This is a genomic window from Haemophilus parainfluenzae, assembly GCF_036288925.1.
Classification (GTDB): domain Bacteria; phylum Pseudomonadota; class Gammaproteobacteria; order Enterobacterales; family Pasteurellaceae; genus Haemophilus_D.
The window spans coordinates 383,307-406,219 of sequence record NZ_CP127167.1 but is presented as its reverse complement, the minus strand read 5'-3'; the positions used below and the strand labels follow the sequence as shown (position 1 = coordinate 406,219).

At 38.9% G+C, this 22,913-nt stretch carries 14 protein-coding genes and 3 pseudogenes; 11 read left to right on the top strand and 6 right to left on the bottom strand.

Features of this window, described 5'->3' with window-relative positions:
- Positions 1-7: 7 nt before the first annotated feature.
- Together QQS40_RS02035 and QQS40_RS02030 are read right to left on the bottom strand one after the other, a co-directional pair.
- Positions 8-555 (bottom strand): annotated as a pseudogene (locus QQS40_RS02035) (phage late control D family tail protein); the annotation flags it as partial.
- Positions 456-779 (bottom strand): annotated as a pseudogene (locus QQS40_RS02030) (hypothetical protein); the annotation flags it as partial. The pseudogenes QQS40_RS02035 and QQS40_RS02030, both read right to left, overlap by 100 nt.
- Before the next feature lie 279 nt (positions 780-1,058).
- Between QQS40_RS02030 and mazG the strand changes: the two are divergent.
- The 7 genes from mazG to QQS40_RS01995 all read left to right on the top strand — a co-directional run bounded on the left by mazG (position 1,059) and on the right by QQS40_RS01995 (position 11,997).
- Positions 1,059-1,847, top strand: a complete 789-nt coding sequence (mazG, locus tag QQS40_RS02025) for a nucleoside triphosphate pyrophosphohydrolase (protein ID WP_329505844.1) — start codon at positions 1,059-1,061, stop codon at positions 1,845-1,847.
- A 288-nt stretch (positions 1,848-2,135) separates the two neighbouring features.
- Entirely contained in the window at positions 2,136-3,026 is an 891-nt protein-coding gene (locus QQS40_RS02020; protein ID WP_289902532.1) for an OmpA family protein, read from the top strand.
- Between the two features lie 21 nt (positions 3,027-3,047).
- Positions 3,048-8,135: an Ig-like domain-containing protein gene (locus QQS40_RS02015; RefSeq protein WP_329505842.1), complete on the top strand. Its 5,088-nt coding sequence runs from the start codon at positions 3,048-3,050 to the stop codon at positions 8,133-8,135.
- A 214-nt stretch (positions 8,136-8,349) separates the two neighbouring features.
- On the top strand, positions 8,350-8,679 hold the full coding sequence (locus QQS40_RS02010) for a DMT family transporter (RefSeq protein WP_297568298.1): 330 nt from the start codon (positions 8,350-8,352) through the stop codon (positions 8,677-8,679).
- A gap of 131 nt (positions 8,680-8,810) precedes the next feature.
- Complete coding sequence (locus tag QQS40_RS02005) at positions 8,811-10,475, top strand: bifunctional metallophosphatase/5'-nucleotidase (RefSeq protein WP_297568295.1); 1,665 nt, start codon at positions 8,811-8,813, stop codon at positions 10,473-10,475.
- Positions 10,476-10,638: 163 nt separating this feature from the next.
- Positions 10,639-11,310, top strand: coding sequence for a ribulose-phosphate 3-epimerase (gene rpe, locus QQS40_RS02000; RefSeq protein WP_329505839.1), 672 nt, complete (start codon positions 10,639-10,641; stop codon positions 11,308-11,310).
- 12 nt (positions 11,311-11,322) lie between these two features.
- Positions 11,323-11,997: a phosphoglycolate phosphatase gene (locus QQS40_RS01995; RefSeq protein ID WP_297568292.1), complete on the top strand. Its 675-nt coding sequence runs from the start codon at positions 11,323-11,325 to the stop codon at positions 11,995-11,997.
- Between the two features lie 57 nt (positions 11,998-12,054).
- On the opposite strand, the gene QQS40_RS01990 is transcribed toward QQS40_RS01995, so the two are convergent.
- From QQS40_RS01990 to QQS40_RS01980, 3 genes are all read right to left on the bottom strand, one after another.
- Positions 12,055-12,873 carry an IS3 family transposase gene (locus tag QQS40_RS01990; protein ID WP_253257864.1) on the bottom strand — a complete coding sequence of 273 codons (819 nt, stop codon included), beginning with the start codon at positions 12,871-12,873 and terminating at the stop codon, positions 12,055-12,057.
- Positions 12,861-13,214 (bottom strand): helix-turn-helix domain-containing protein, encoded by a 354-nt coding sequence (locus tag QQS40_RS01985; RefSeq protein WP_128787400.1) that lies wholly within the window; start codon positions 13,212-13,214, stop codon positions 12,861-12,863. The genes QQS40_RS01990 and QQS40_RS01985 overlap by 13 nt, the downstream gene beginning before the upstream one ends.
- 76 nt (positions 13,215-13,290) lie before the next feature.
- Positions 13,291-14,088: a methyltransferase domain-containing protein gene (locus QQS40_RS01980; protein WP_329505836.1), complete on the bottom strand. Its 798-nt coding sequence runs from the start codon at positions 14,086-14,088 to the stop codon at positions 13,291-13,293.
- Between the two features lie 174 nt (positions 14,089-14,262).
- Here QQS40_RS01980 and purL point away from each other — a divergent pair, with 174 nt between their 5' ends.
- The 4 genes and pseudogenes from purL (at position 14,263) to QQS40_RS01960 (ending at position 20,938) form a co-directional block, all read left to right on the top strand.
- Complete coding sequence (purL, locus tag QQS40_RS01975; RefSeq protein WP_329505834.1) at positions 14,263-18,156, top strand: phosphoribosylformylglycinamidine synthase; 3,894 nt, start codon at positions 14,263-14,265, stop codon at positions 18,154-18,156.
- Positions 18,157-18,342: 186 nt separating this feature from the next.
- On the top strand, positions 18,343-18,972 hold the full coding sequence (locus tag QQS40_RS01970; protein WP_005646193.1) for a YkgB family protein: 630 nt from the start codon (positions 18,343-18,345) through the stop codon (positions 18,970-18,972).
- 83 nt (positions 18,973-19,055) lie between these two features.
- Positions 19,056-19,286, top strand: a pseudogene (locus QQS40_RS01965) (phosphoribosylformylglycinamidine synthase subunit PurQ); the annotation flags it as partial.
- Positions 19,287-19,507: 221 nt separating this feature from the next.
- A complete protein-coding gene (locus QQS40_RS01960) occupies positions 19,508-20,938 on the top strand; it encodes an ATP-binding protein (protein ID WP_329505831.1) in 1,431 nt (476 codons plus the stop codon).
- A gap of 878 nt (positions 20,939-21,816) precedes the next feature.
- Here the strand turns inward: QQS40_RS01960 and glpQ are convergent.
- Positions 21,817-22,902 (bottom strand): glycerophosphodiester phosphodiesterase, encoded by a 1,086-nt coding sequence (glpQ, locus tag QQS40_RS01955; protein ID WP_329505828.1) that lies wholly within the window; start codon positions 22,900-22,902, stop codon positions 21,817-21,819.
- Positions 22,903-22,913 lie beyond the last annotated feature (11 nt).

Here is a 22,913-nt window from a genome sequence, read left to right as displayed (position 1 = left end):
GACCGCTTTATTTTTTCACCTTCTTCACTTCCACTTCTTCATCTTCCACTTTCAATTCGTATTCAATTTGACTGATAAAGCTGCCGTCTGAAAGATTGTGCGTTACTCTTGTGATCAGCCAATTTGTGGCGTCAATTTCGGCTTTAAAGCCTAACAGCTCAATCGGCGTTTCTGGCATTAAATCAGGTTCACCAAAGGCGAGATTAAGGCTAAAAGTTGCCACGCCACGTTTTAGCTTATCAAAGGCAGATTTTGCGGCAGTAATGGCGGTTTTTTCGCTTGCATAGGTGTGTCGCAATGATTTTATTTGAGAACTGTCACTTGTAATGGGTTCTTGTTTCTCAATTTTGTTGTATTTGCGTTTGCTTAATCGTCTGCCTTTCACTGTGCGTTTTTTAGCGTTCTGCCTTTTTTCATTCGCTGTTTTTTCACAATCTTGGTGTTTTCATCCACTGTTATTTCGCCACGCTTGCCGCTGTCCGTATCGTGCCAATACGCCCGCACGGCTTTGTAGTTTTCGCTTTCTGCAATGGAGAAATTGTAGTTATTGCCACTTGTTGTGCAATGGCGCGTTCGTCCATGCCTTGTGCGGCATTGATAGTGATATTTACGCTCATTGGTTGGCTGGTTTGTGCCATCATTGGACGAGAAGAAATTGGGGTACGAGTATCAACTTGCACAGGGGCGGCAGTTGCAACGCTGATCCCCAAACCGCCCGTAATAAGCGCTCGTTTGCCATAATTAAGTGCATTGAGTGTATTGACGCCAAGGCGTGATGTGTCTTAGATGTGACAAAGACTATAAACTTTGTGCTAATATTTGGGAAGTGATTAAATTTTGATTGATTGGATAACTGATTGAATTTTTTGTTATTTATTTTCTTAATGGCTGCTAACTATTCACAGTTTACATAACTCCAAAACCGGGTGTTGGGAGTTCGAGCCTCTCCGCCCCTGCCATTATTTTATATCAAATTATCTTTAACTTTTTTAAGAATATTGTTTATTTTGCTATTCGTTTTATACTAATCGCATTTTTAGTATTTCAGAGATATTCTTATGCATTATTCCATTCAAGATTTTATTCAATTAATTGCCCAATTACGTAATCCTAATGGCGGTTGTCCTTGGGATCTTAAACAAAATTATGAATCAATGATTCCTTGTTTAACCGAAGAAACTTATGAAGTCATTGATGCCATCCAAAAGAAAGACATTGTTAATTTAAGGGAAGAACTTGGCGATCTTTTATTACAGGTTGTATTTTTTAGCCAGCTTGCTTCTGAAGATGGTTATTTCACATTTGATGATGTTCTTAATGATATTTCTAAAAAGATTGTACGTCGTCATCCTCATGTGTTTGGAGATGCCACAGCTGGAAATGAAGAAGAGGCAGTAGCTCGTTGGAATAGTATCAAAGCACAAGAGAAATCAGTTCAAGAAAAATACTCTATTCTAGATGATATTCCGAATGCTTTTCCTGCATTGTTAAGAGCACAAAAAATGCAAAAACAATGTTCAAAGATTGGTTTTGATTGGGATGATGTTGAACCTGTACTAGCTAAAGTTGAAGAAGAATTGCAAGAAGTAAGGGATGAAATCAATCAAACTTCTCGTAATCAAGAAAAAATAGAAGAGGAGATCGGGGATTTATTTTTCGCAACGGTTAATTTGTCTCGCCATCTCAAATGCAATGCGGAAGAAACTTTGCGTAAGTCGAATAATAAATTTGAACAACGTTTTCGAAAAGTTGAAGAAAAGGCATTAGAACGAGGTTCATCAATTAAAGATCTTTCTTTAATCGAAATGGATATTTTGTGGGATGAAGTAAAAAAAGAAGAAAAATAATTGAAATGGCAGAGGGTGCTTTCCTCTGCCATTTTTTATTCTATAAAATGGATAACTATTCCTTTTATGCTAATTACCATAATTAAATTCGGTTATTTATCCACTCAATGTAATCAGCTTTTCGATGACTGATTATATTTTCATCATTTTTGTTTTATTCTCATTTTGGTTATTGACAAGGTTATTATTTAAACATATATTGGCCAAGCCACTTGTCTAAATACTTTTTATCGAAGTGTTGAGTGGTGATTCATAAAATGAATAACTCGTATTCGAATAGGTGTAAATATGCTCTTAAAGAAAACTTTACTTGTTGTAAGTTTGACGGCGGTATTAGCTGCTTGTAGTACAGCAACAAATGAAAAATGGCAAAATTTTGATAATAAATCTCTAAATGAAAACATTAGTAGTACTGATGCCGGTATTGTTGTTTATCGTGATAACAGTGGCGAGTCTACTCCAGCAGTCAATATTGCTGTAAATGGTGAATATCAAACATCATTACAACGTAATGGCTTTTCAGAGGTAGTGGTATGTGCACAGCCTCAACGTATTGGCGCATTTACAAAGATGCAAGATCCTGCTTATGTTTTTAAACACACTGGCGGTAAATACTATACCTTGGAAGGCGGTAAATTAATTTATTTCCGAGTGAGTGTAGATGAGATGGGCAATGTTGCCATGACAGAGGTTGATCAAAATACAGCAAAAGAAGAGATGGCTAATGCTAGATTCCAAGCCAATACGCTCTCTCGTGTTGAATATGCAAATACTTGTGGGCCGAAAAGCTATGTATTAAATGCTTCAGCATTATTCCCATTCGATCAATATAGTGCTAACAGTATTCTTCCTAATGGACGTGATGAAATTCGCGCTATTGCAAAAGATATTCAGGAATATCCAGCAAACATTCGTTCGGTTGAAGTATCTGGTTATACTGATCCCCAAGGTAGCGCTGAATACAACCAAACACTTTCTCAACAACGAGCAAAAACCGTAAAAGAGTTATTGGTTCATGGCGGTGTAAAATCTAATCTTGTCCATGCAGCTGGTTACGGTGCTCAAAATTTAAAAGTCACGAATTGCGAAGCACAACATGCTGGTAACACATCTGAATTACAAGTCTGTAATCAACCAAACCGTCGTGTAGAAATTAAATTACATACAGTAAATAACTAATAGATAGGGAAAATTAGAATAATGAATATCATTCTAAAAATTAATAATGCATCTGAAACAGTTCAAAGCATTAATTTAAATACAAATCTTAAGCAAGCAGTTCGTGTACAAGCACAAAATGATGTTAATTATCAATTAATTGATCAAAACACGGGCTATGCGCCTGAAAATATTACCACAAAGCGTGTTGGTAATGATTTACAAATTGCGTTTGAAGGTTCTGATATTGAACAACCAGATTTAATTATCGAAGATTACTATGATCAAGATAATTCAAATTTGCTTGTCGGTACACATGAAAATGGAAATCTTTATCCATATGTACCAGAAACTGGTGTACAAACTGATGCTGTAACTTTATTAGCTCAGGAAGTGTCAGTTGGTCAAGCGTTAGGTGGAGAAGCGCTGAAGTCTGCAATGTGGGCGTTTAATCCTTGGTGGTTATTAGCTCTTGTTCCTATTGCGGGTATTGCGATTGCTGCGGGTCATGATAGCAGTAGTGGTAGTAAAGATACAACCCCTCCAGGAGCGCCAACTGTAACTGCGAACGTAGGCGGTTCCGTAGATGTTGTGCCACCGAGTGAAGCAGACACCAAAACGGTAACTATTCGCTATACTGATGAAAATGGTGTTGAGCATACCTCTACAGTGGAAAAAGGTAATAATGGTAAATGGACCTCAACAGATACAAATTTAATTGTTGATGAAAATACAGGTAAAACCACTATTCCTGCTGATAAAGTAAAAGATAATACTAAAGTAACTGCGAATGCAACGGATAATTCAGGCAATAAAGGTTCTGAAGGCGATGCAATCTCAGGTATTGACCAAGTAGAAGGCAAACCAGGTATTATTATTCCAGAAGCTCAAGATGGTTATATCAATGGTAAAGAATTGGAAGATGGTGTTCAAACTCAGATTATTTTACCAAAAGGTACAATTGAAGGCGCTACTGTAACTGTGACTATCACAAAACCAGATGGTACTACAGAACAAATCAGCCACACTGTGACAGGTGACGAAGTAACTAATGGTAAAATTGACCTTACTATCCCTAAAGAAAGCTTACCGGCTGATGGTAATTATAAAGTCGGTGTATCCATTCAACAAGGCAATAATCCAGCCGTTTCAGGTGATACCGAATCTTTTGAATTAGATACGGGCATCCCAGGCGATGTTGATAACAACGGTGAAGCAAGTAATGGCGACACTGACAGCAACACCAAAGATGGCGCACCAATCGTAACCATCACAGATGGTAACGGTGACGACTATATCAATGCGAAAGAGCTTGAAGATGGTATTCAAACGAAAGTAACTATCCCAACAGGAACAAAAGCAGGTGATACCATCACTGTATCGGTGACCGATCCAAACGGTAAGACAGTTGAAATTCCACATACTGTGACAGAAGATGATATCAAAAATGGTTCAGTAGATATTACGATTCCGAAAGACAACGTGCCAACAGATGGTGATTACACCATTACAGCTAAAGTGACTGATCCTGCAGGTAATACAAGTGCAACCAGCGAACCGAAAAAAGTCACAGTCGATACGGGCATCCCAGGCGATGTTGATAACAACGGTGAAGCAAGTAATGGCGACACTGACAGTAACACCAAAGATGGCGCACCAATCGTAACTATCACAGATGGTAACGGTGACGAGTATATCAATGCGAAAGAGCTTGAAGATGGTGTTACAACAAAAGTCACTATCCCTGCAAATACCGAAGTGGGCGATGAAATTACATTAACGGTAACCGATCCAAAAGGTAATAAGTCAGAAGTTACGCATAAAGTAACTAAAGATGATATTGATAATGGCTCAGCGGAAGTTACTATTCCTAAAGATAAGGTACCGAGTGAAGGTGATTATACAGTAACAGCGAAAGTGACCGATCCAGCGGGTAACAGCAGTGCGGAAAGTACCCCAGCAGGATTTACTGTGGACAAAACTGCACCAGCAGCACCAACAGTGACAGCGAATGATGATGGTTCAATGACCATTGCACCGCCAGCAGATGAAGATACCAAAACGGTTGAAATTACTTATACAGGCGAAGATGGTAACGAACATCCTGCAACGTTAACGAAGGGTGATGATGGTAAATGGAAATCAGATAATCCAGATGTTGTTGTCGATAAAGACACAGGTGTTGCAACTATTGCCAAAGATAAGGTAAAAGATGGTTCAACTGTTACTGCAAAAGCAAAAGATAATGCAGGTAACACAGGTGATGATGCTTCAGCAGAAGCAAAACCAAATAGTGATGATCTAAGTGGTAAACCTGAGCTTACTATTGCTGAAGCGGACGATGGTAAAGTGACGGCGACTGAATTAAATGATGGTATCCAAACGGAAGTGAAATTACAGACCAATTCTAAAGCCGGGGATGTAGTTACATTAACCATCACAAATCCAGATAACACAACGAAAACCATTGAGCATACTGTAACTGAAGATGAAGCAACTGCAGGTAAAGTAGCAGTTACTATTCCTAAAGAAAATGTAACAACAGATGGTTCTTATAGCGTCTCAGTAAGTCAATCACGTGATGGTAATGCAACAGAAGGTAATGAAAAAACCTTTACTGTTGATGCTCGCGTACCGGGTGATAAAGATGGCAATGGTGAAGCTGATGATGAAGGTAAACCAATTGTTCATATTGAGGATAAGGATGATGAAATCATTAATGCTTCTGACTTAAACAAAGATGGTAAAGCAACAGCGACTATTACATTCCCTGAAAATGCAGGCTACAGCGTAGGTGATACGTTAACTGTCACTTATCCAGATGGAAAAACTGAAGATATCGTCTTAACTGAAGATAACATTAAAAACGGTGTAAAAGTGACCTTCACTCCGCTTGCTGCAGGTGAAAGCAATGAAGTGAAAGCCATCGTTAAAGATCCTCAAGGTAATAGCTCGAAAGAAGGAATCGATACAGCTAAGACCGAAGAAGCTGAAGTTCCACCAACGAAAATTGTAGTGGAAGTGAAGGATGATTTCACTGATGAATACAAAGGCGCAAACACTCGTTCTGAAGGAACTGAAGCAAGTGGTCTATTATCAGGAAATGGTGGCTTAGGTAAGTATGAAGGTGTAGTCGGTGCTAATGGTAAAACCATTGATGCAAGTGATGCGACGAAATTACAAGCAATCAAAACACTTGCAGATGGTTTAACAAATGATGCAACCCCAACTGTCACTTTCACGTTGGATAATAAAATTACTTCTGCGCAAAATATGGTGATTTACCGCGAAACCGTAACAAAAGATGGTGACGTCTTCAATAAAGAAGTACTCACTAATAAATTTACGGTAAGTGCGGATGGTAAAACATACTCTTTCACTGATGCATTGCCAGAAACCTTTGGTACTCAATATCGCTATACTGCAGAAGTACAAAATAAAGCAACGAATGCAGTAGAACTCACGACTCGTCAAGATATTTATTTAGATACTCAAGTTGAGTCGATGGAAGTAACTGCGATGACAAACAATAAAGAGGGTAACTTAACGTCTATTACGTTCAGCATTACAGATCGTTCAGAAGTGGGTGCGGTTGTTAAGATTAGTTACCCAAATACTGCGGGTACAACATCAACCACAACAGCAGAGATTAATAATGATGGCACTTACACCGTTAATCTTGCTGACAACTTTAATCGTTATTCAACTGAGGGTATGCAAGTAACAGTGATTGATTCTGCAGGTAATATTGCTTCAACGAAAACTATGTATATTCGTAACCTATTTAGTAATATGAATACTGAAATGGGGCCAGATCCATCACAAGGACGTAAATTTAACGTTGGGTTAATCACAGATATTGCTAGCCGCCAAGCAACGAATGAAAATGGCTTGAAATTCACGGATGATAATGATCACCTCGTGGTTGGTTTAGATGAATATGCTCGTAAAGCGGGTGTAAATGGTAACATGGCGTCCATGGTTGGCGGCGGAAAATTGAATGTGGATACCGGTGCAGGTGATGACCATATTCAATTACGTGGTAATTTACAGTCATGGCGAGGTGGCTCGTTAAAAATGGGTGAAGGTAACGATAAACTGACCTTCGATACAGCAGAAATTGCAACTGGAGGCCAATATGATATTGACTTTGGTAATGGTAACGACCGCTTAGTGATTAATGGTGCAGTTAATGTCGGAGCAACGATGAATGTCTCCTTTGGTGAAGGTAATGACAGTATGTATGTGAAGAGCAACCTTGATGGCTCAGGCAGCGGACGTTACGACTTTGGCAACGGTGATAATAGTCTAGAAGTGGGTGGTTATGTTACAAAATCACAAACATTCCTCTTCGGTAATGGCTCAGACTCATTCGTAGTTGCAGGACACGTTGACTATGCGACAGTAACCATGGGCGAAGGTAACGACTTGTTTAAAGTGGGCGGTAACTTACGTTATGGTGCAACCGTTAATATGGGTGAAGGTGACGATGTACTCGTAGCCGGCGGTATTAATAACGGTCTTGACGCTCAAACAGTCACTGTTGATATGGGTGAGGGTAATGATACTGCAACATTTACCAGCATTAATGGTGGTAAAGTTGACATGGGTATGGGCGATGACGTATTAAATATCTCTACCCTTTCAGGCGGTACAATTAATCTTGGTGCAGGCGATGATATTGTTAACTTCAGTGGTCGTGTAACTGGTGGTACAGTTGAAGGTGGCGAAGGTAATGATATTGCCGTATTAAAAGAAGTCGGTCATAGCTATGAAATGTCTAACTTCAAAAATGTTGAAATCTTTGATTTAACAGCAGATGGTCGTCAAGACATTAACATTAGATTATCAGACTTACAACAAGATGGTGATACGCTTGCGAAGGTCTACATCCGCGGTACATCATTAGATACTGTCGATTTAGGTAATAACAATAACTATGACGATACAGCACAAAACTTGAAAGATACCTCTAACGGTATCACAGGTTCAAATGTGGGTACATGGGCGAAAGGAACCGAAGAGACTGTAGATGGTGTTACCTATGATGTGTATTCTTACACTAGCGGTAATACAGGTACGATTACGACTGAATTAGTTTATATTGAACAAGGTATTCAAGTAATCTAACTTATCTAAGATCGTTATAATCAGACACCCCTCTATGAGGGGTGTTTTTTTATGTAATAAAATGAACTCAATTCACATAATTATGTATGTGCCTCTTACCGTTATTTCTTTGAACAAACGACACCTTATATGCAAGTGATGGCTCGCCAAATTCGGTTACATTCATCAGCCGCTTAAGGTAGAATAGCGTTTTCTACTTTACGTTTTGATTGATATGAATCCTTGGACATTACTCGCTATTTCGATTTGCCTTGAAATTGTGGCAACGAATTTATTAAAAGTCAGCGATGGCTTTACCAAACTTTTACCTACAATAGGTTCATTAACCTTATATGCCATTTCGTTTTATTTTGTCTCTCTTGTGTTTCGCACGCTTTCCGTGGGCTTGGTTTACGCCATTTGGTCGGGAGTTGGCATTGTTTTGACGACGATTGTGGCGTACTTCGCTTTTGGTCAGAAAATTGATACCGCTGGGCTGATTGGTATGGCATTGATTATCAGTGGTGTTTTAGTGATTAACTTGTTTTCTCAAACAGGACATTAATCCTCCAAATGAAATGTGATCGCGCTCACAAATTTAATTTTTTTCAAAATAAAATTATGTTGGCAATCAATTCATCGCTATAATTCTCCGGCATTTTTAACCGCACTTTGTGTAACTTTAAAGGAAATTCTATGAAAAAATTACTTTGCTCATTATTTGCATTTTCAGCAATTAGCACGGCAATGGCACAAGAAGTAAATATTAAAATATTGGGTACCTCTGATATTCATGGTCGCGTTGTACCTTGGAGCTATGGCGCAGACGTAGAAGACAAATCTGGTTCTTATGCGCAAATCGCAACTTATGTGAAAGATGTGCGTAAAAACAACAAAAACGTGATATTAGTGGATGTGGGCGATGCGATCCAAGATAACCAAGTTGATGTGTTCGCAAAAGATAAAAAATATTACAAAGATCACCCAATTCCAAAAGTATTAAACGAAATGAAATACGATGTTTTCGTACTTGGTAACCACGAGTTTAACTTTGGGATGAAAGCATTAGATGAAATCTTAAAAGACATCAAAGCGAAAAAATTAACGGCAAATTTCTATTATAAGAAAAACGATAAACGTTATATTGATGCGACAACTATCATTGAAAAAGATGGCGTAAAACTAGGGATTATCGGTTTAAGTACCCCAATGTCAGCAAAATTTGAAGAAGACACGGGCAACTTAAAAGACATGAAATTTACTTCACCAACTGAAGAAACTCGTACACAAGTTGATAAGTTAAAAGCGAAAGGTGTTGATGCAATCATCGTGATCGCTCACATGGGTATCGACAATGAAAACAAGATTCCAGACACTGGTATGCGTGATGTGATCAATGCGGTAGACGGCATTGATGTGGTGATTGCAGGTCACATGCACAAAGATGTGCCAAGTGAAACCATTAAAAATACACTAATCACCGAACCACACCGTTACGGTACTGTGGTATCTGAAGTGGATCTTACTTTTGATATCAACGATAAAAAAGAAGTGAAATTGGTGAAGAAAGAATCCAAAACCGTTCCAGTTAAAGAACTTGAAGCGGATAAGAAAATTGCCGAAATCTATAAACCTTACCACGAGAAATTACGTGAATTAAACAATGTGGTGATTGGTCAAACTGTAAATGAAATGGTGCCACAAGAGACCAAACACGGTGTATCTGCTGCATTCTCAAGAGATACAGGTTTGTCTTCATTCATTAATGATGTTGAACAACATTACAGTGGTGCAGATGTGGTAACGTTCTCTTTCGACCACCAAAAAGCACGCATGAATAAAGGCGATATCAAGAAAAAAGACATCATCTTTAACTATCGTTATGCAGGCGGTGATGTCACCGTTTATGAAATGACGGGTAAACAATTGAAAGAATATATGGAATGGTCAGCTAACTACTTCGATACCATCCAACCGGGTGACACTGAATACCGTTACAATGCGGAACGTAAAAAATCAAAATATGTGACTTACGACATTTTCGGTGGCGTAAATTACAAAATTGACTTACGTAATCCACAAGGTAGCAAAATCGTTGATTTAACCCTTGCTGACGGCAAACCGGTAACTGATGACATGAAATTAAAAGTGGGTATGAACTCATATCGTTTCGCTCAGTTAAACGGTAAAGGTGGGATTTGGGAAGGACAACAAATTCCTGTACTTTGGGAATCTAAAGTGGCAATGGGCCGTGAAAAAGGCACGATCCAAAATATGATGATCGATTACATCACCAACGTGAAGAAAGGTAAAATCGATGGTCAATCTCACAACCGTTGGGAAATCATTGGATTAAACTAATCTATCCTTTTAAAATACAATAAAAACCAACCGCACTTTGAGGCAATTGAATCAAGTGCGGTTATTTTTTTCTTTGTTTTCAGCTAAAACTTGTAAATAATCAAGGTAAAATTGAGCTCAACGTAGTAAACTACAAGCACTTTTATCCTTTAGGAGATGACAAATGAAACCTTATTTAATCGCCCCTTCTATCCTTTCTGCAGATCTTGCTCGTCTTGGTGATGATGTGCAAAACGTGTTGAATGCCGGTGCGGATGTGATTCATTTTGATGTAATGGATAATCACTATGTGCCGAATTTAACCTTTGGCCCTGCAGTATGTAAAGCTTTACGTGATTATGGCATTAAAGCACCGATTGACGTGCATTTAATGGTGAAACCGGTCGATCGTATTATTCCTGATTTTGCCAAAGCAGGTGCGAATTACATTACGTTTCATCCTGAAGCCAGTGAACATATTGACCGCTCTTTACAGCTCATTCGTGATCACGGCTGTAAAGCGGGTTTAGTGTTTAATCCTGCGACGCCATTAAGTTATTTGGATTATGTATTAGATAAAGTGGATGTGATCTTGTTAATGTCCGTGAACCCAGGATTTGGTGGACAATCCTTTTTACCTTCAACATTGAAAAAATTACAACAAGCTCGTCGTCTGATTGATGAAAGCGGTTTAGATATCCGTTTAGAAGTTGATGGAGGGGTAAAAGTGGATAATATTGCAGAAATCGCCGCAGCGGGTGCAGATATGTTCGTAGCAGGCTCAGCGATTTTTGGTAAATCAGATTATAAACAAATCATTGATCAAATGCGTACGCAATTAGCGTCAGTAAAATAAAAGGTAGTAGTAATGAAGACTCAATTTAAAGTTATCGGTTTTGATTTAGATGGTACGCTTGTGAATAGCTTGCCGGATTTAGCATTATCCGTGAATTCAGCATTAGCGGATTTTGGTTTTGCCCCTGCATCAGAAGCACAGGTTTTAACTTGGATCGGTAATGGCGCACCTGTATTAATTGCACGTGCTTTAAAATGGACTGAAGAGCAAACGGGTAAAACATTCTCTGAGGCTGAAATCGAGCAAGTGAAAGAGCGCTTTAATGCACATTATGCTGAAAATCTTTGCAATGTGAGTAGTTTATATCCAAATGTAAAAGAAACATTAGAAACCTTAAAGGCTCGCGGTTATACCTTAGCCGTGGTAACGAACAAACCAACTCGTCACGTTCAGCCGGTATTAGCCGCATTTGGTATCGATCATTTATTCAGTGAAATGCTTGGTGGACAATCATTACCGGCGATTAAACCACATCCAGGCCCATTGTATTATTTATGCGGTAAATTTGGCGTAGAACCTCGCCAAGTATTGTTTGTAGGTGACTCTCGAAATGACATTCTCGCGGCACATTCAGCAGGTTGCCCGGTTGTGGGATTAACTTACGGATACAACTACAACATTCCAATTGCGGAATCAAACCCCGATTGGGTCTTTGACGACTTTGCGAAGTTATTAGAGATTCTTTAATCTATCTTAAAGCGTAAAGTGCGGTCAAAAATGATCTGACCCCAAAAAGTTAGACTGTTATTTAAAGGATTGTTTTCGATATTGTATCGGACTCAGTCCTTTTAATTTTAGTTGAATCCGTCGATGATTATAGTAATCCAAATAATCTCTGACAGCATCAACTATCTCTTCTTTTGTTTTAAATTCCCGACCATAAAAACATTCCGTTTTTAATCGCCCAAAGAAACTTTCCATTGCGGCATTGTCCAAGCAATTCCCTTTTCTCGACATACTTTGAATGATGCCATGTTCAGCTAAAATTCGACGATAAGCTACCATTTGATATTGCCATCCCTGGTCTGAATGTAAAATGACACCACAAGCTTTATTTAATCCTTTGACGGCTTGCATTAACATGTCCTCTACTTGCGCCCAATTTGGGGAATAGCTGAGATTATAGGAGACTATCTCATTGTTAAATAAGTCTAAAATTGGAGATAAATAGACTTTACTCCCATCTTTCGCCTTAAACTCGGTGATATCTGTCACCCATTTTTGTTTCGGGGCCGTTGCACTAAAATCGCGTTCAAGATGATTCGGTGCAATTACCCCTATCGTGCCTCGATAGGTGGTAAATTTCTTGCTTTTTCTTGACCGCACTTGAAGCCCAAGTGTCTGCATTAAACGTTGAACTTTTTTATGATTCACGCCTGGCAAGCTGGCATGAACACGTCGGTAGCCATAATCAGGATGATTGGCTTTGATGCGTTTAATGGCCTTTTTCAGCTCCTCATCCTTATCCGGTTTAATCTGAAGTTTCGCAAAAAACGTACTACGCGCTAACTGTGCAAAGCCTAAAAGCCATTTTAACGGATAGCGTGTTCTTAACCTTTGGATAATTTCCGTTGCTCGGCTTCGTCCTGAAGTCTGAGCCTTCTCAACTCCTTTAGGTAGGCTACCTCCGCTTCAAGCTGTAAAATTCTCAGGCGTAAACGGTCTTCTTCAGTTTTGGGTGGCGGTGGCATTCTGGCATATTTAGGTTTCATAGGCGGTCGTCCTGATGGTTTACGGGGAATAAGTCCCTTTATGCCACTTTTTTCAAACCGTTTCAACCATGTCCCGACTAGGGCGTTGGAAGGAATATTGTAAAAACGAGCTGCTTCTCTAATACTCATTTTTCCATTCAAAATAGGTTGAAGAATTTGTAATTTAAATTCGATTGTGTAGTGTTTACCCATAAAAAATCTGCACCTCAATTGTTGGTTTGTTGAGTCCAACTTTTGGGGTGCAGATCAAAAATGACCGCATTTTTTCTTAAACCTCCCACCAAATCAACGCCCATTTGCGTTGTCCGTGTTTTATCGGTTCATTGTTTATTTGTTTTTGTTGATAGAATTGAGCCAAATCTTGTTTTTCTTTTTCGGTGAGATTGCCGAGAGAAAACGTCACAGAATTTAATAAATCTTCAAAGGTTTCGCCTTGGAAATGGCCTGATTCGGTTTTAATAAAACTCACATTCGCGTGAATGCCTTTTTGGTAAAGGCGATTAACTAAATAAATATAAGTTGGGAAGCCTACATCATCACGGCCAATGGCTTCAAATACACCTTCATCGAGAAAATGGCGTTGTGTCACCGAGGTTAAAAAGACGCGTTTTTTTGCCTTACTTTGCAGCTTTTCAATCATGTCATCCAAATCATCCACAAGCGTCGAGCGAGAGGCGAGTATCACATCCGCTTGAGGTACATCATCCCAGTTATCCGACCATGATTTATGTAGAAGGGTAATATTATTCAGTTGATGCTTTTCTTTATATTGCTGAACCATCTCTAACATGCCTTGGCTGTAATCGAGGGCATACACAGCTTGGCATTGTTGGGCTAAAGGAATCACAAATGTTCCGGGGCCACAGCCGATATCTAATACGGTTTCATCAGGTTGCACATTCATGGCTTTGAGTAACGTTTCATTATAACGGCTTGGTTTGCCCACTAAATTCTCCGCCATTTTAGGGGCTTTTTTATCCCATTTTGTCGGTGGAAGATTATAGTGATTACAGGCTTTTAGATGTTGTTGATAGAGATCGTTGAAATTGATGTCGTTGATGATCATAGTGACGCCCCAAAGTGCGGTTAGTTTTCAGATTGTTTTGAATTGCTTGCTGATTATATGCTTTCTCCCATTGAAAATCATTTGAAAATGATTAACGCAAACGTTTTCGTTTTGGTGTTTTTCCTTTATAATAGCTCGCGATTTTTACCTCAAACACAACTCAAAGGTACCCGTATGTTTCAAACTTTTCGTGGCTCACCCGCCCTTTCTGAATTCCGTATTCAAGGTTTAATGCAAAAATTCCAACAAAATCAATTACCGGTGAAATCGGTTTATGCGGAATATTTGCATTTTGTGGAATTAAATCGACCGCTTGTTAGCGAACAGGAAGCAAAATTAAAAGCGTTGTTACATTATGGCCCAACCTTGGCAGAACACGATGCCAAAGGCGAAACTTTTATCGTGATTCCACGCGTTGGCACGATTTCTTCTTGGTCTTCTAAAGCGACCGATATTGCGCATAACTGTGGTTTAAGTGAAGTGGAGCGTATTGAGCGTGGTTTGGCATATTATTTTGAGTTAAACCAACCGCTTGATGAAAAAACAACAGAAAAATTGACCGCACTTTTACACGACAGAATGATGGAAACGGTGGTGCGTCATCCTGAAGATGCAGAGATCTTATTCCGTCATCAAGATCCGAAACCGTTTAAAACCGTGGATATTTTAAAAGGTGGACGTGAAGCTTTGGTGACTGCTAACGTAGAATTAGGTTTGGCGCTGGCAGAAGATGAAATTGATTATTTGGTGGAAAACTTCACCCAATTAGGGCGCAATCCGCACGATATTGAACTTTACATGTTTGCGCAAGCCAACTCTGAGCACTGCCGCCATAAAATCTTTAATGCGGATTGGATTATCGACGGCAAAAAACAGGATAAATCCCTGTTTAAAATGATTAAAAATACCTTTGAGAAAACCCCTGATTTCGTGCTTTCAGCCTATAAAGATAATGCTGCAGTAATGGAAGGCTCAAAAGTCGGCCGTTTCTTTGCGGATCAAGATGGACAATATCGTTATCACAATGAAGATGCACATATCTTAATGAAAGTGGAAACCCACAACCACCCAACCGCAATTTCGCCATTCCCAGGGGCTGCAACGGGTTCGGGCGGTGAAATTCGTGATGAAGGTGCAACGGGTCGTGGTGCAAAACCAAAAGCAGGTTTAACCGGTTTCTCCGTATCAAACCTCGTCATTCCAAACTTTGAACAACCTTGGGAAAATCCACTTTCAAAACCAAATCGTATTGCTTCAGCCTTAGATATTATGATTGAAGGCCCATTAGGTGGTGCAGCATTTAACAATGAATTTGGTCGCCCTGCCTTATTGGGTTATTTCCGTACCTATGAAGAGAAAGTCAACAGCTTCAATGGTGAAGAAGTGCGAGGCTATCACAAACCGATTATGTTAGCCGGTGGTATCGGTAATATTCGTGGCGAACACGTTCAAAAAGGTGAAATTCCCGTTGGCGCGAAATTGATCGTATTAGGCGGCCCAGCCATGAACATCGGCTTGGGCGGTGGCGCAGCGTCTTCGATGGACAGCGGGAAATCAAAAGAGAATCTAGATTTTGCCTCTGTTCAACGTGAAAACCCAGAAATGGAACGCCGCTGCCAAGAGGTGATTGACCGCTGCTGGCAATTAGGTGATGAAAACCCAATTCTCTTTATTCACGATGTGGGGGCGGGTGGTTTATCCAACGCAATGCCTGAATTGGTACACGATGGCGAACGTGGCGGTAAATTTGATTTACGCTCTATCCTTTGCGATGAAAAAGGCATGTCACCATTGGAAATTTGGTGTAACGAATCGCAAGAACGTTATGTATTAGCGGTTGCACCAGAAAAACTCGAATTATTTACCGCACTTTGTGAACGTGAGCGTGCACCGTTTGCGGTCATTGGCGAGGCAACGGAAGAGAAACATTTAACCTTGCATGATAGCCATTTCGACAATAATCCAATTGATTTACCGATGAATGTGTTATTAGGCAAAACGCCGAAAATGACGCGTGAGGTTTCGTTAAAAACTGTCGAAAATCGACCGCTTGCAACGGAAAATATTCAATTAAAAGAAGCCTTCCATCGCGTATTACGCTTACCGGTGGTGGCAGAAAAAACCTTCTTAATTACCATTGGCGACCGTTCGGTAACTGGTATGGTGGCACGTGATCAAATGGTCGGCCCATGGCAAATCCCCGTGTCTGATGTGGCTGTCACAACCGCTTCATTAGACAGCTATCATGGTGAAGCCATGGCAATGGGCGAACGTGCACCCGTGGCATTATTAGACTTTGGCGCTTCTGCACGTTTAGCGGTGGCTGAATCCATTACCAACATTGCGGGCACCAATATTGGCGATATTAAACGTATCAAACTGTCTGCAAACTGGATGTCTGCAGCGGGCCATGGCGGTGAAGATGCCGGCTTATATGAAGCGGTTAAAGCAGTCGGTGAAGAGCTTTGTCCTGCATTAGGCATTACCATTCCAGTGGGTAAAGACTCTATGTCGATGAAAACCACTTGGGAAGAAAATGGCGAGAAAAAATCAGTAACAGCGCCGCTTTCTTTAGTGATTTCATCTTTTGCGCGCGTGGAAGATGTCCGCAAAACCGTGACACCTCAATTACGTACAGACAAAGGCGCAAGCCGTTTATTGTTGATTGATTTAGGCGAAAGAAAAAATCGCTTAGGCGCGACCGCACTTGCGCAAGTGTATAAACAATTAGGTGATAAACCTGCCGATGTGGTGAATGTAGCCAAACTGAAAAACTTCTTCGATGCAATGCAATCATTAGTAGCAGAACGTAAATTATTGGCTTACCACGACCGTTCAGACGGTGGTTTAATTACCACGATTGCAGAAATGGCATTTACGGGTAACTGTGGCGTGGATGTGGATATTTCAGCCTTAGGCGACAATGATTTAGCCGTGTTATTCAATGAAGAATTAGGTGCGGTGATCCAAGTCTCTGAAAACGAATTAAGCGCCGTGCGTGAGGTATTAAAAGCCCATGACTTGCTTGGCTTAACTTATGAACTCGGTTCTGTTAGCTTAGAAGATCGTTTTGAAATCACACGTGGCAGCAAAAAACTATTAAGCGAAAAACGCTCTGAATTACGCAGTATTTGGGCAGAACTCACTCACCAAATGCAACGCTTACGCGATAATCCAGAATGTGCTGACCAAGAATTTGAAGCGAAAAAAGCCACAGACAACAAAGGATTATCAGCTTACTTAACTTATGACGTGAATGAAGATATTGCTGCGCCTTACATCAGCAAAGGCGTGAAACCAAAAGTGGCAGTATTACGTGAACAAGGCGTGAATAGTCATGTTGAAATGGCAGCAGCTTTTGATCGTGCAGGCTTTGCCGCGATTGATGTTCACATGAGCGATTTAATGACAGGTCGTTACAACTTAAACGAATTCAATACGATGGTGGCCTGTGGTGGTTTCTCTTACGGTGACGTATTGGGCGCAGGTGGCGGCTGGGCGAAATCCATTTTATTCAACCCACAATTACGCGATCAATTCAGCCAATTCTTCGCCAATGAAAACACCCTTTCATTAGGCGTATGTAACGGCTGTCAATTTATCTCCACCCTGGCAGAAATCATCCCAGGTGCGGAAAATTGGCCACGTTTCGTGCGTAATAAATCAGAACGTTTTGAAGCCCGTGCTGCGATGGTGAAAATCAACGACACCAACTCATTGTGGTTTAAAGGCATGGCAGGTTCCCATATGCCGATTGCGGTTTCTCATGGTGAAGGACGCGTAGAATTTAAAACACCTGAGAATTTGATCGCACTTCAAGCGCAAAACTTGATTGTGGCACAATATATCGACAGTCATTTAAACGTGACTGAAACCTATCCAGCTAACCCGAATGGCTCAGCATTAGGTATTACTGCCATTTCTAACGTCGATGGTCGTATTGCCGCGATGATGCCACACCCAGAACGTGTATTCCGTGCGGTGAGCAACTCATGGTACCCAGAAGATTGGTCTGAAGATGGTGCTTGGATGCGAATTTTTAGAAATGCGAGAGTGAATTTCAAATAATGTGAAATTGATCACGGAAAATTAATTAAAAATAAGAGATACTAAGCAATTGGTATCTCTTTTTATTGCATAAATTTTAGTAATAAAAAATGCCAACAATATTAGAGAGTAATATTGTTAATGTTTATATAAAAATTCTTGGGCATTATGCCCGTTATATCTATTGAACTATATGAGGAGTTCTTAATGAGTAGTTTAGTTACATTGCTAGCTAATATTGTTGCGCCATTGCAACGTCAATTTATTAACTTTATCCGCATTGCGATTTGTGTGGTGATGGTTTGGATTGGCGGTTTAAAAGTTTGTCAATATGAAGCAGATGGTATTGCACACTTTGTGTCAAATAGTCCTTTCTTAAGCTTCCTTTACAAAAACGGTGCAAATGAAGTGACAAATGATAAGGGTGTTTTAGTGAAAGAATATACCTTATATAAAAACCCTGAAGGCAAAATGGTCGCAAAAAATATCGAATGGCATAAAGCCAACGGCACCTATACCGCTTCTTATATTATTGGCGCAATCATTGTGACAATTGGTATTTTAGTATTAGCGGGCATTTGGTCTCCAACATTAGGTTTATTCGGAGGCTTACTCACGTTTGGTATGTCGATAGTCACGCTGTCCTTCCTGATATTTACGCCAGAAACCTGGGTGCCGAATTTAGGTGGGGACTTCCCAACACCTAATTATGGCTTCCCATATCTCTCAGGTGCTGGTCGACTCGTGATTAAAGATATTATTATGATGGCAGGCGGTTTAGTTGCAGCAGCAGAATGTGCGAAACGTTATTTAGAGAATAAAAAGCAGTTTGCTTAATTGCGTTATTTTAAAAGGCTTGCTTGGATAAACAGCAAGCCTTTTTGTTATTAAGAGATATAAACCAATAACAAAGAAAGGAGATAGAATTCAAAACGCTTGAAAATTTGACCGCACTTCAAGCCCAAAACTTGATTGTGGCACAGTATATCGACAGTCATTTAAATGTAACTGGAACTTGCCCAGCTAGTCCGAATAGTTCGGCATTAGGCATTACGGTAATTTATAACGTGGACGGTCGTATCACAGCTATAATGCCGCACCTAGAAGGTGTATTCCGTGCGGTGAGCAACTCATGGTATCCAGAAGATTAGTCTAAAATAGCGCATGGATTGGAATTTTTATAAATGCGATAGTATAGTTTAAGTAGTCTTATTGTGTATTTGGGGTATATACTTATAGCAAACGAAAGATATCTAATATAGGATATATTTTAATTATAATTAACTGAACATTGGTGGAGCTAATGTTCAGTTATTTTCTATATGTAATTTTTTATTGTAATAACAGTATTTACAAGTCATAGGTAAGAATCATGAATAAAAATTTTAAAATTGAAGATTTGCAAAATAAGCCTGAAGGACAATTTTTTGATCGTAAGAGTGCAAGAAAAAGTCCAAAAGAAATTCTTAAACCTTTGCTTGCTTTTGCAAATGCTTCCGGTGGTTTACTTGTTATAGGTATTGAGGATAATGGTAAAATTACTGGGTTTTCTTCTCCTAAAGCACATAAAATAGAAGATTTTACCCATACTGTATATCACGTTCAGAAGCAACCAATCCCTGTACAATATAGCTTATTACAATGTAAAAATTGTGATGGGGAAGATGATCAGGTGTTACTCTTTGATGTTCGTCCTTCAACCAATAAGGTTATTGAATCAAATGACGGACAGGCTTATTTGAGATCAAAAGATGAGTCTTTAACATTGAGTTATGAGCAACGAAAACAGCTAGAATATGATAAAGGGCAAGCCTCTTTTGAGGATGAGGTGCAAGAAAATTCATCTATTGAAGACCTCGATCAGGATTTATTAGCTCAATATCAAAAACATCTCAATACCGATTTATCTATCAAAGATATATTAGACGCTCGTAATTTTATTAACCGCAATGGTAATATTACAAATGCTGGTTTACTATTATTTTCTAAATACCCAACAAAATTTTTTCCAAATTCAAGAATAAAATTTATTAAATATGATGGAGTTTTTGCTAAAACAGGAAAGGATTTAAATATTGTTAAAGAGTTAAATATTGAGGGGCCTATCCCATATTTAATACAAAAAAGTAGGGAAATTATTAATAGTCAGCTTAGGGAATTCCAGATTTTAGATAATAATGGAATATTTTCTAAAATCACTGAATATCCTGAGTTTGCATGGTTTGAAGGGATTGTAAATGCAGTAACTCATCGTAATTATTCAATAAATGGTGATTATATTAGGGTTACAATGTTTGATGATAGATTAGAAATATTTAGTCCTGGTCCATTACCTAATATAGTTAATTTACAAAATATTAAAACTACAAGGTATTCTAGAAACCCTAGAATAGCAAGGGTATTATCAGAATTTGGCTGGGTGAAAGAACTTAATGAAGGTGTTAAACGAATTTTCAATGAAATGGAAAAATATTTCCTAAATGATCCTATTTATAGTGAGCCAGATCATAATAGTGTTCTGTTAACATTGGAAAATAATATCTTGCAAAGACAATCTAGAGAGTTGGATAGGATTAAATTGTTGCTATCTGAGGATATTATAAAATCATTAACCCAAAATGAAATTAAAGTTTTACAATATATCTTTTCTAATAAAAAAATTAATACGAGTAAAGCTAGGGAGATTTTAAATAAAAGTGCACCTTATACAAGGAGATTACTTCAGTCTTTAGTTGAAAAAGGTGTGCTAGAGTGGAACGGGAATAGTAGCAACGACCCTACTCAATATTTTAGTTTCAAATAAATATAACTTATTTTAAAACTAGCAGATTTCTACTAAGTTACCAGTAGATTTCCACTAAGTTGCCAGTAGATTTCTACTAAGTTACCAGTAGATTTCCACTAAGTTACCAGTAGATTTCCACTAAGTTACCAGTAGATTTCCACTAAGTTACCAGTAGATTTCCACTAAGTTACCAGTAGATTTCTACTAAGTTACCAGTAGATTTTCACTAAGTTACCAGTAGATTTCCACTAAGTTACCAGTAGATTTCCACTAAGTTACCAGTAGATTTCCACTAAGTTACCAGTAGATTTCCACTAAGTTACCAGTAGAATTCCACTAAGTTACCAGTAGAATTCCACTAAGTTACCAGTAGAATTCCACTAAGTTACCAGTAGAATTCCACTAAGTTACCAGTAGAATTCCACTAAGTTACCAGTAGATTTCCACTAAGTTACCAGTAGATTTCCACTAAGTTACCAGTAGATTTCCACTAAGTTACCAGTAGAATTCCACTAAGTTACCAGTAGAATTCCACTAAGTTACCAGTAGATTTCCACTAAGTTACCAGTAGATTTCCACTAAGTTACCAGTAGATTTTCACTAGGTTATCTATACCTTGATTTGATAGAGAGCTTTTTCCAAATTTGGGTGTTAGAAAAGAAGAAAGATTAGTTTGAAAATTACTAAAGCAATTCTGATCAATACTACAGTTGATCCTGAAAAATTCATTTTGATTAATTTTTTACAGAAAAGTTGATAATGTATGAGATAATCATGATTGTGTAAAAAATGATTAATAGAAAGTTGTTTACATTCTAATTAATATTCGTTTTAATAAAAGCGTTCAAAAATCACAACGAATCTTGGCCGCTCTTTTTATTACTTTTACTTATGTATTATTTTTGTTTCTTCAAAAACTCAACGCCTGTATCTGGGAAGTCGGTGAATACACCAGTTGCACCAGATTTATTCAATAACGCATCGTACATTTGATTTACGTCAGTGAAGAATTCAGGTAATGCATCTTTACGCACGGTGTATGGGTGTAATTCCACTTTGTATTGTGCGAGTTCTTTCACTAATGGGGTGTATACGATATTGCCTGGTTTTGATTTTTCTTTATCCACTAACATGTACCAGCCTGGACCAACGCCATCAGCGTATTTCACCACTTCTGCCATTGCACCTGGTTTGAACATCCAATCGTAATCGTAGTTCACCCATTTGCCTTTCGCATCTTTTTCTTCAGTTTCATGCCAATCGGTGTATGCCACTAATTGAACAAGTTTTAAATCCATGTCCATTTTTGGTAGCAATTCGTTTTTGATACGTTTTAACTCATTGAAGTCGAAGGTTTGTAAGTAAATCATGTCAGATTTCTTGTCGTAACCGTATTTTTTCAACACTTTAAGGGTTTCAACTGCAATGTCTTTGCCATTTTGGTGGTGGAACCAAGGTGCTTTGATTTCAGGGTAGATACCCACTTTTTTACCAGTCGATTTTTCTAAACCTTGGATGAATTCTAACTCATCTTCAAAAGTATGGATTTTGAAGTGGGATTTCCAAAGTGGGAAACGGCCTGGATATACTGCAACTTGTTTACCATCTTTGGTTTCAAAGTTTTCAGTCATATTTAAACTTTGAATTTCTTTTAAGGTGAAGTCGATTACATAGTAGCGACCATCTTTACGATGACGATTTGGGAATTTTTTCGCCACGTCAGTTAAGCCGTCTAAGAAGTGGTCATGAATAACAACTAAACGACCATCTTTTGTCATCGCTAAGTCTTGTTCTAAGTAGTCTGCATGTTGTGCAAATGCAAGCGCTTTAGACTCAAGTGTATGCTCTGGTAAGTAACCACTTGCACCACGGTGCGCAATGATAATTTTGTCTGATTTCATAGTGTCCACAGAAGAGTGTGCGCTACATCCTGCAAGTACGCCTGCAGCTAATAAAGAAAGCGCTAAAGTTTTGAGTTTCATAAGCATTTCTC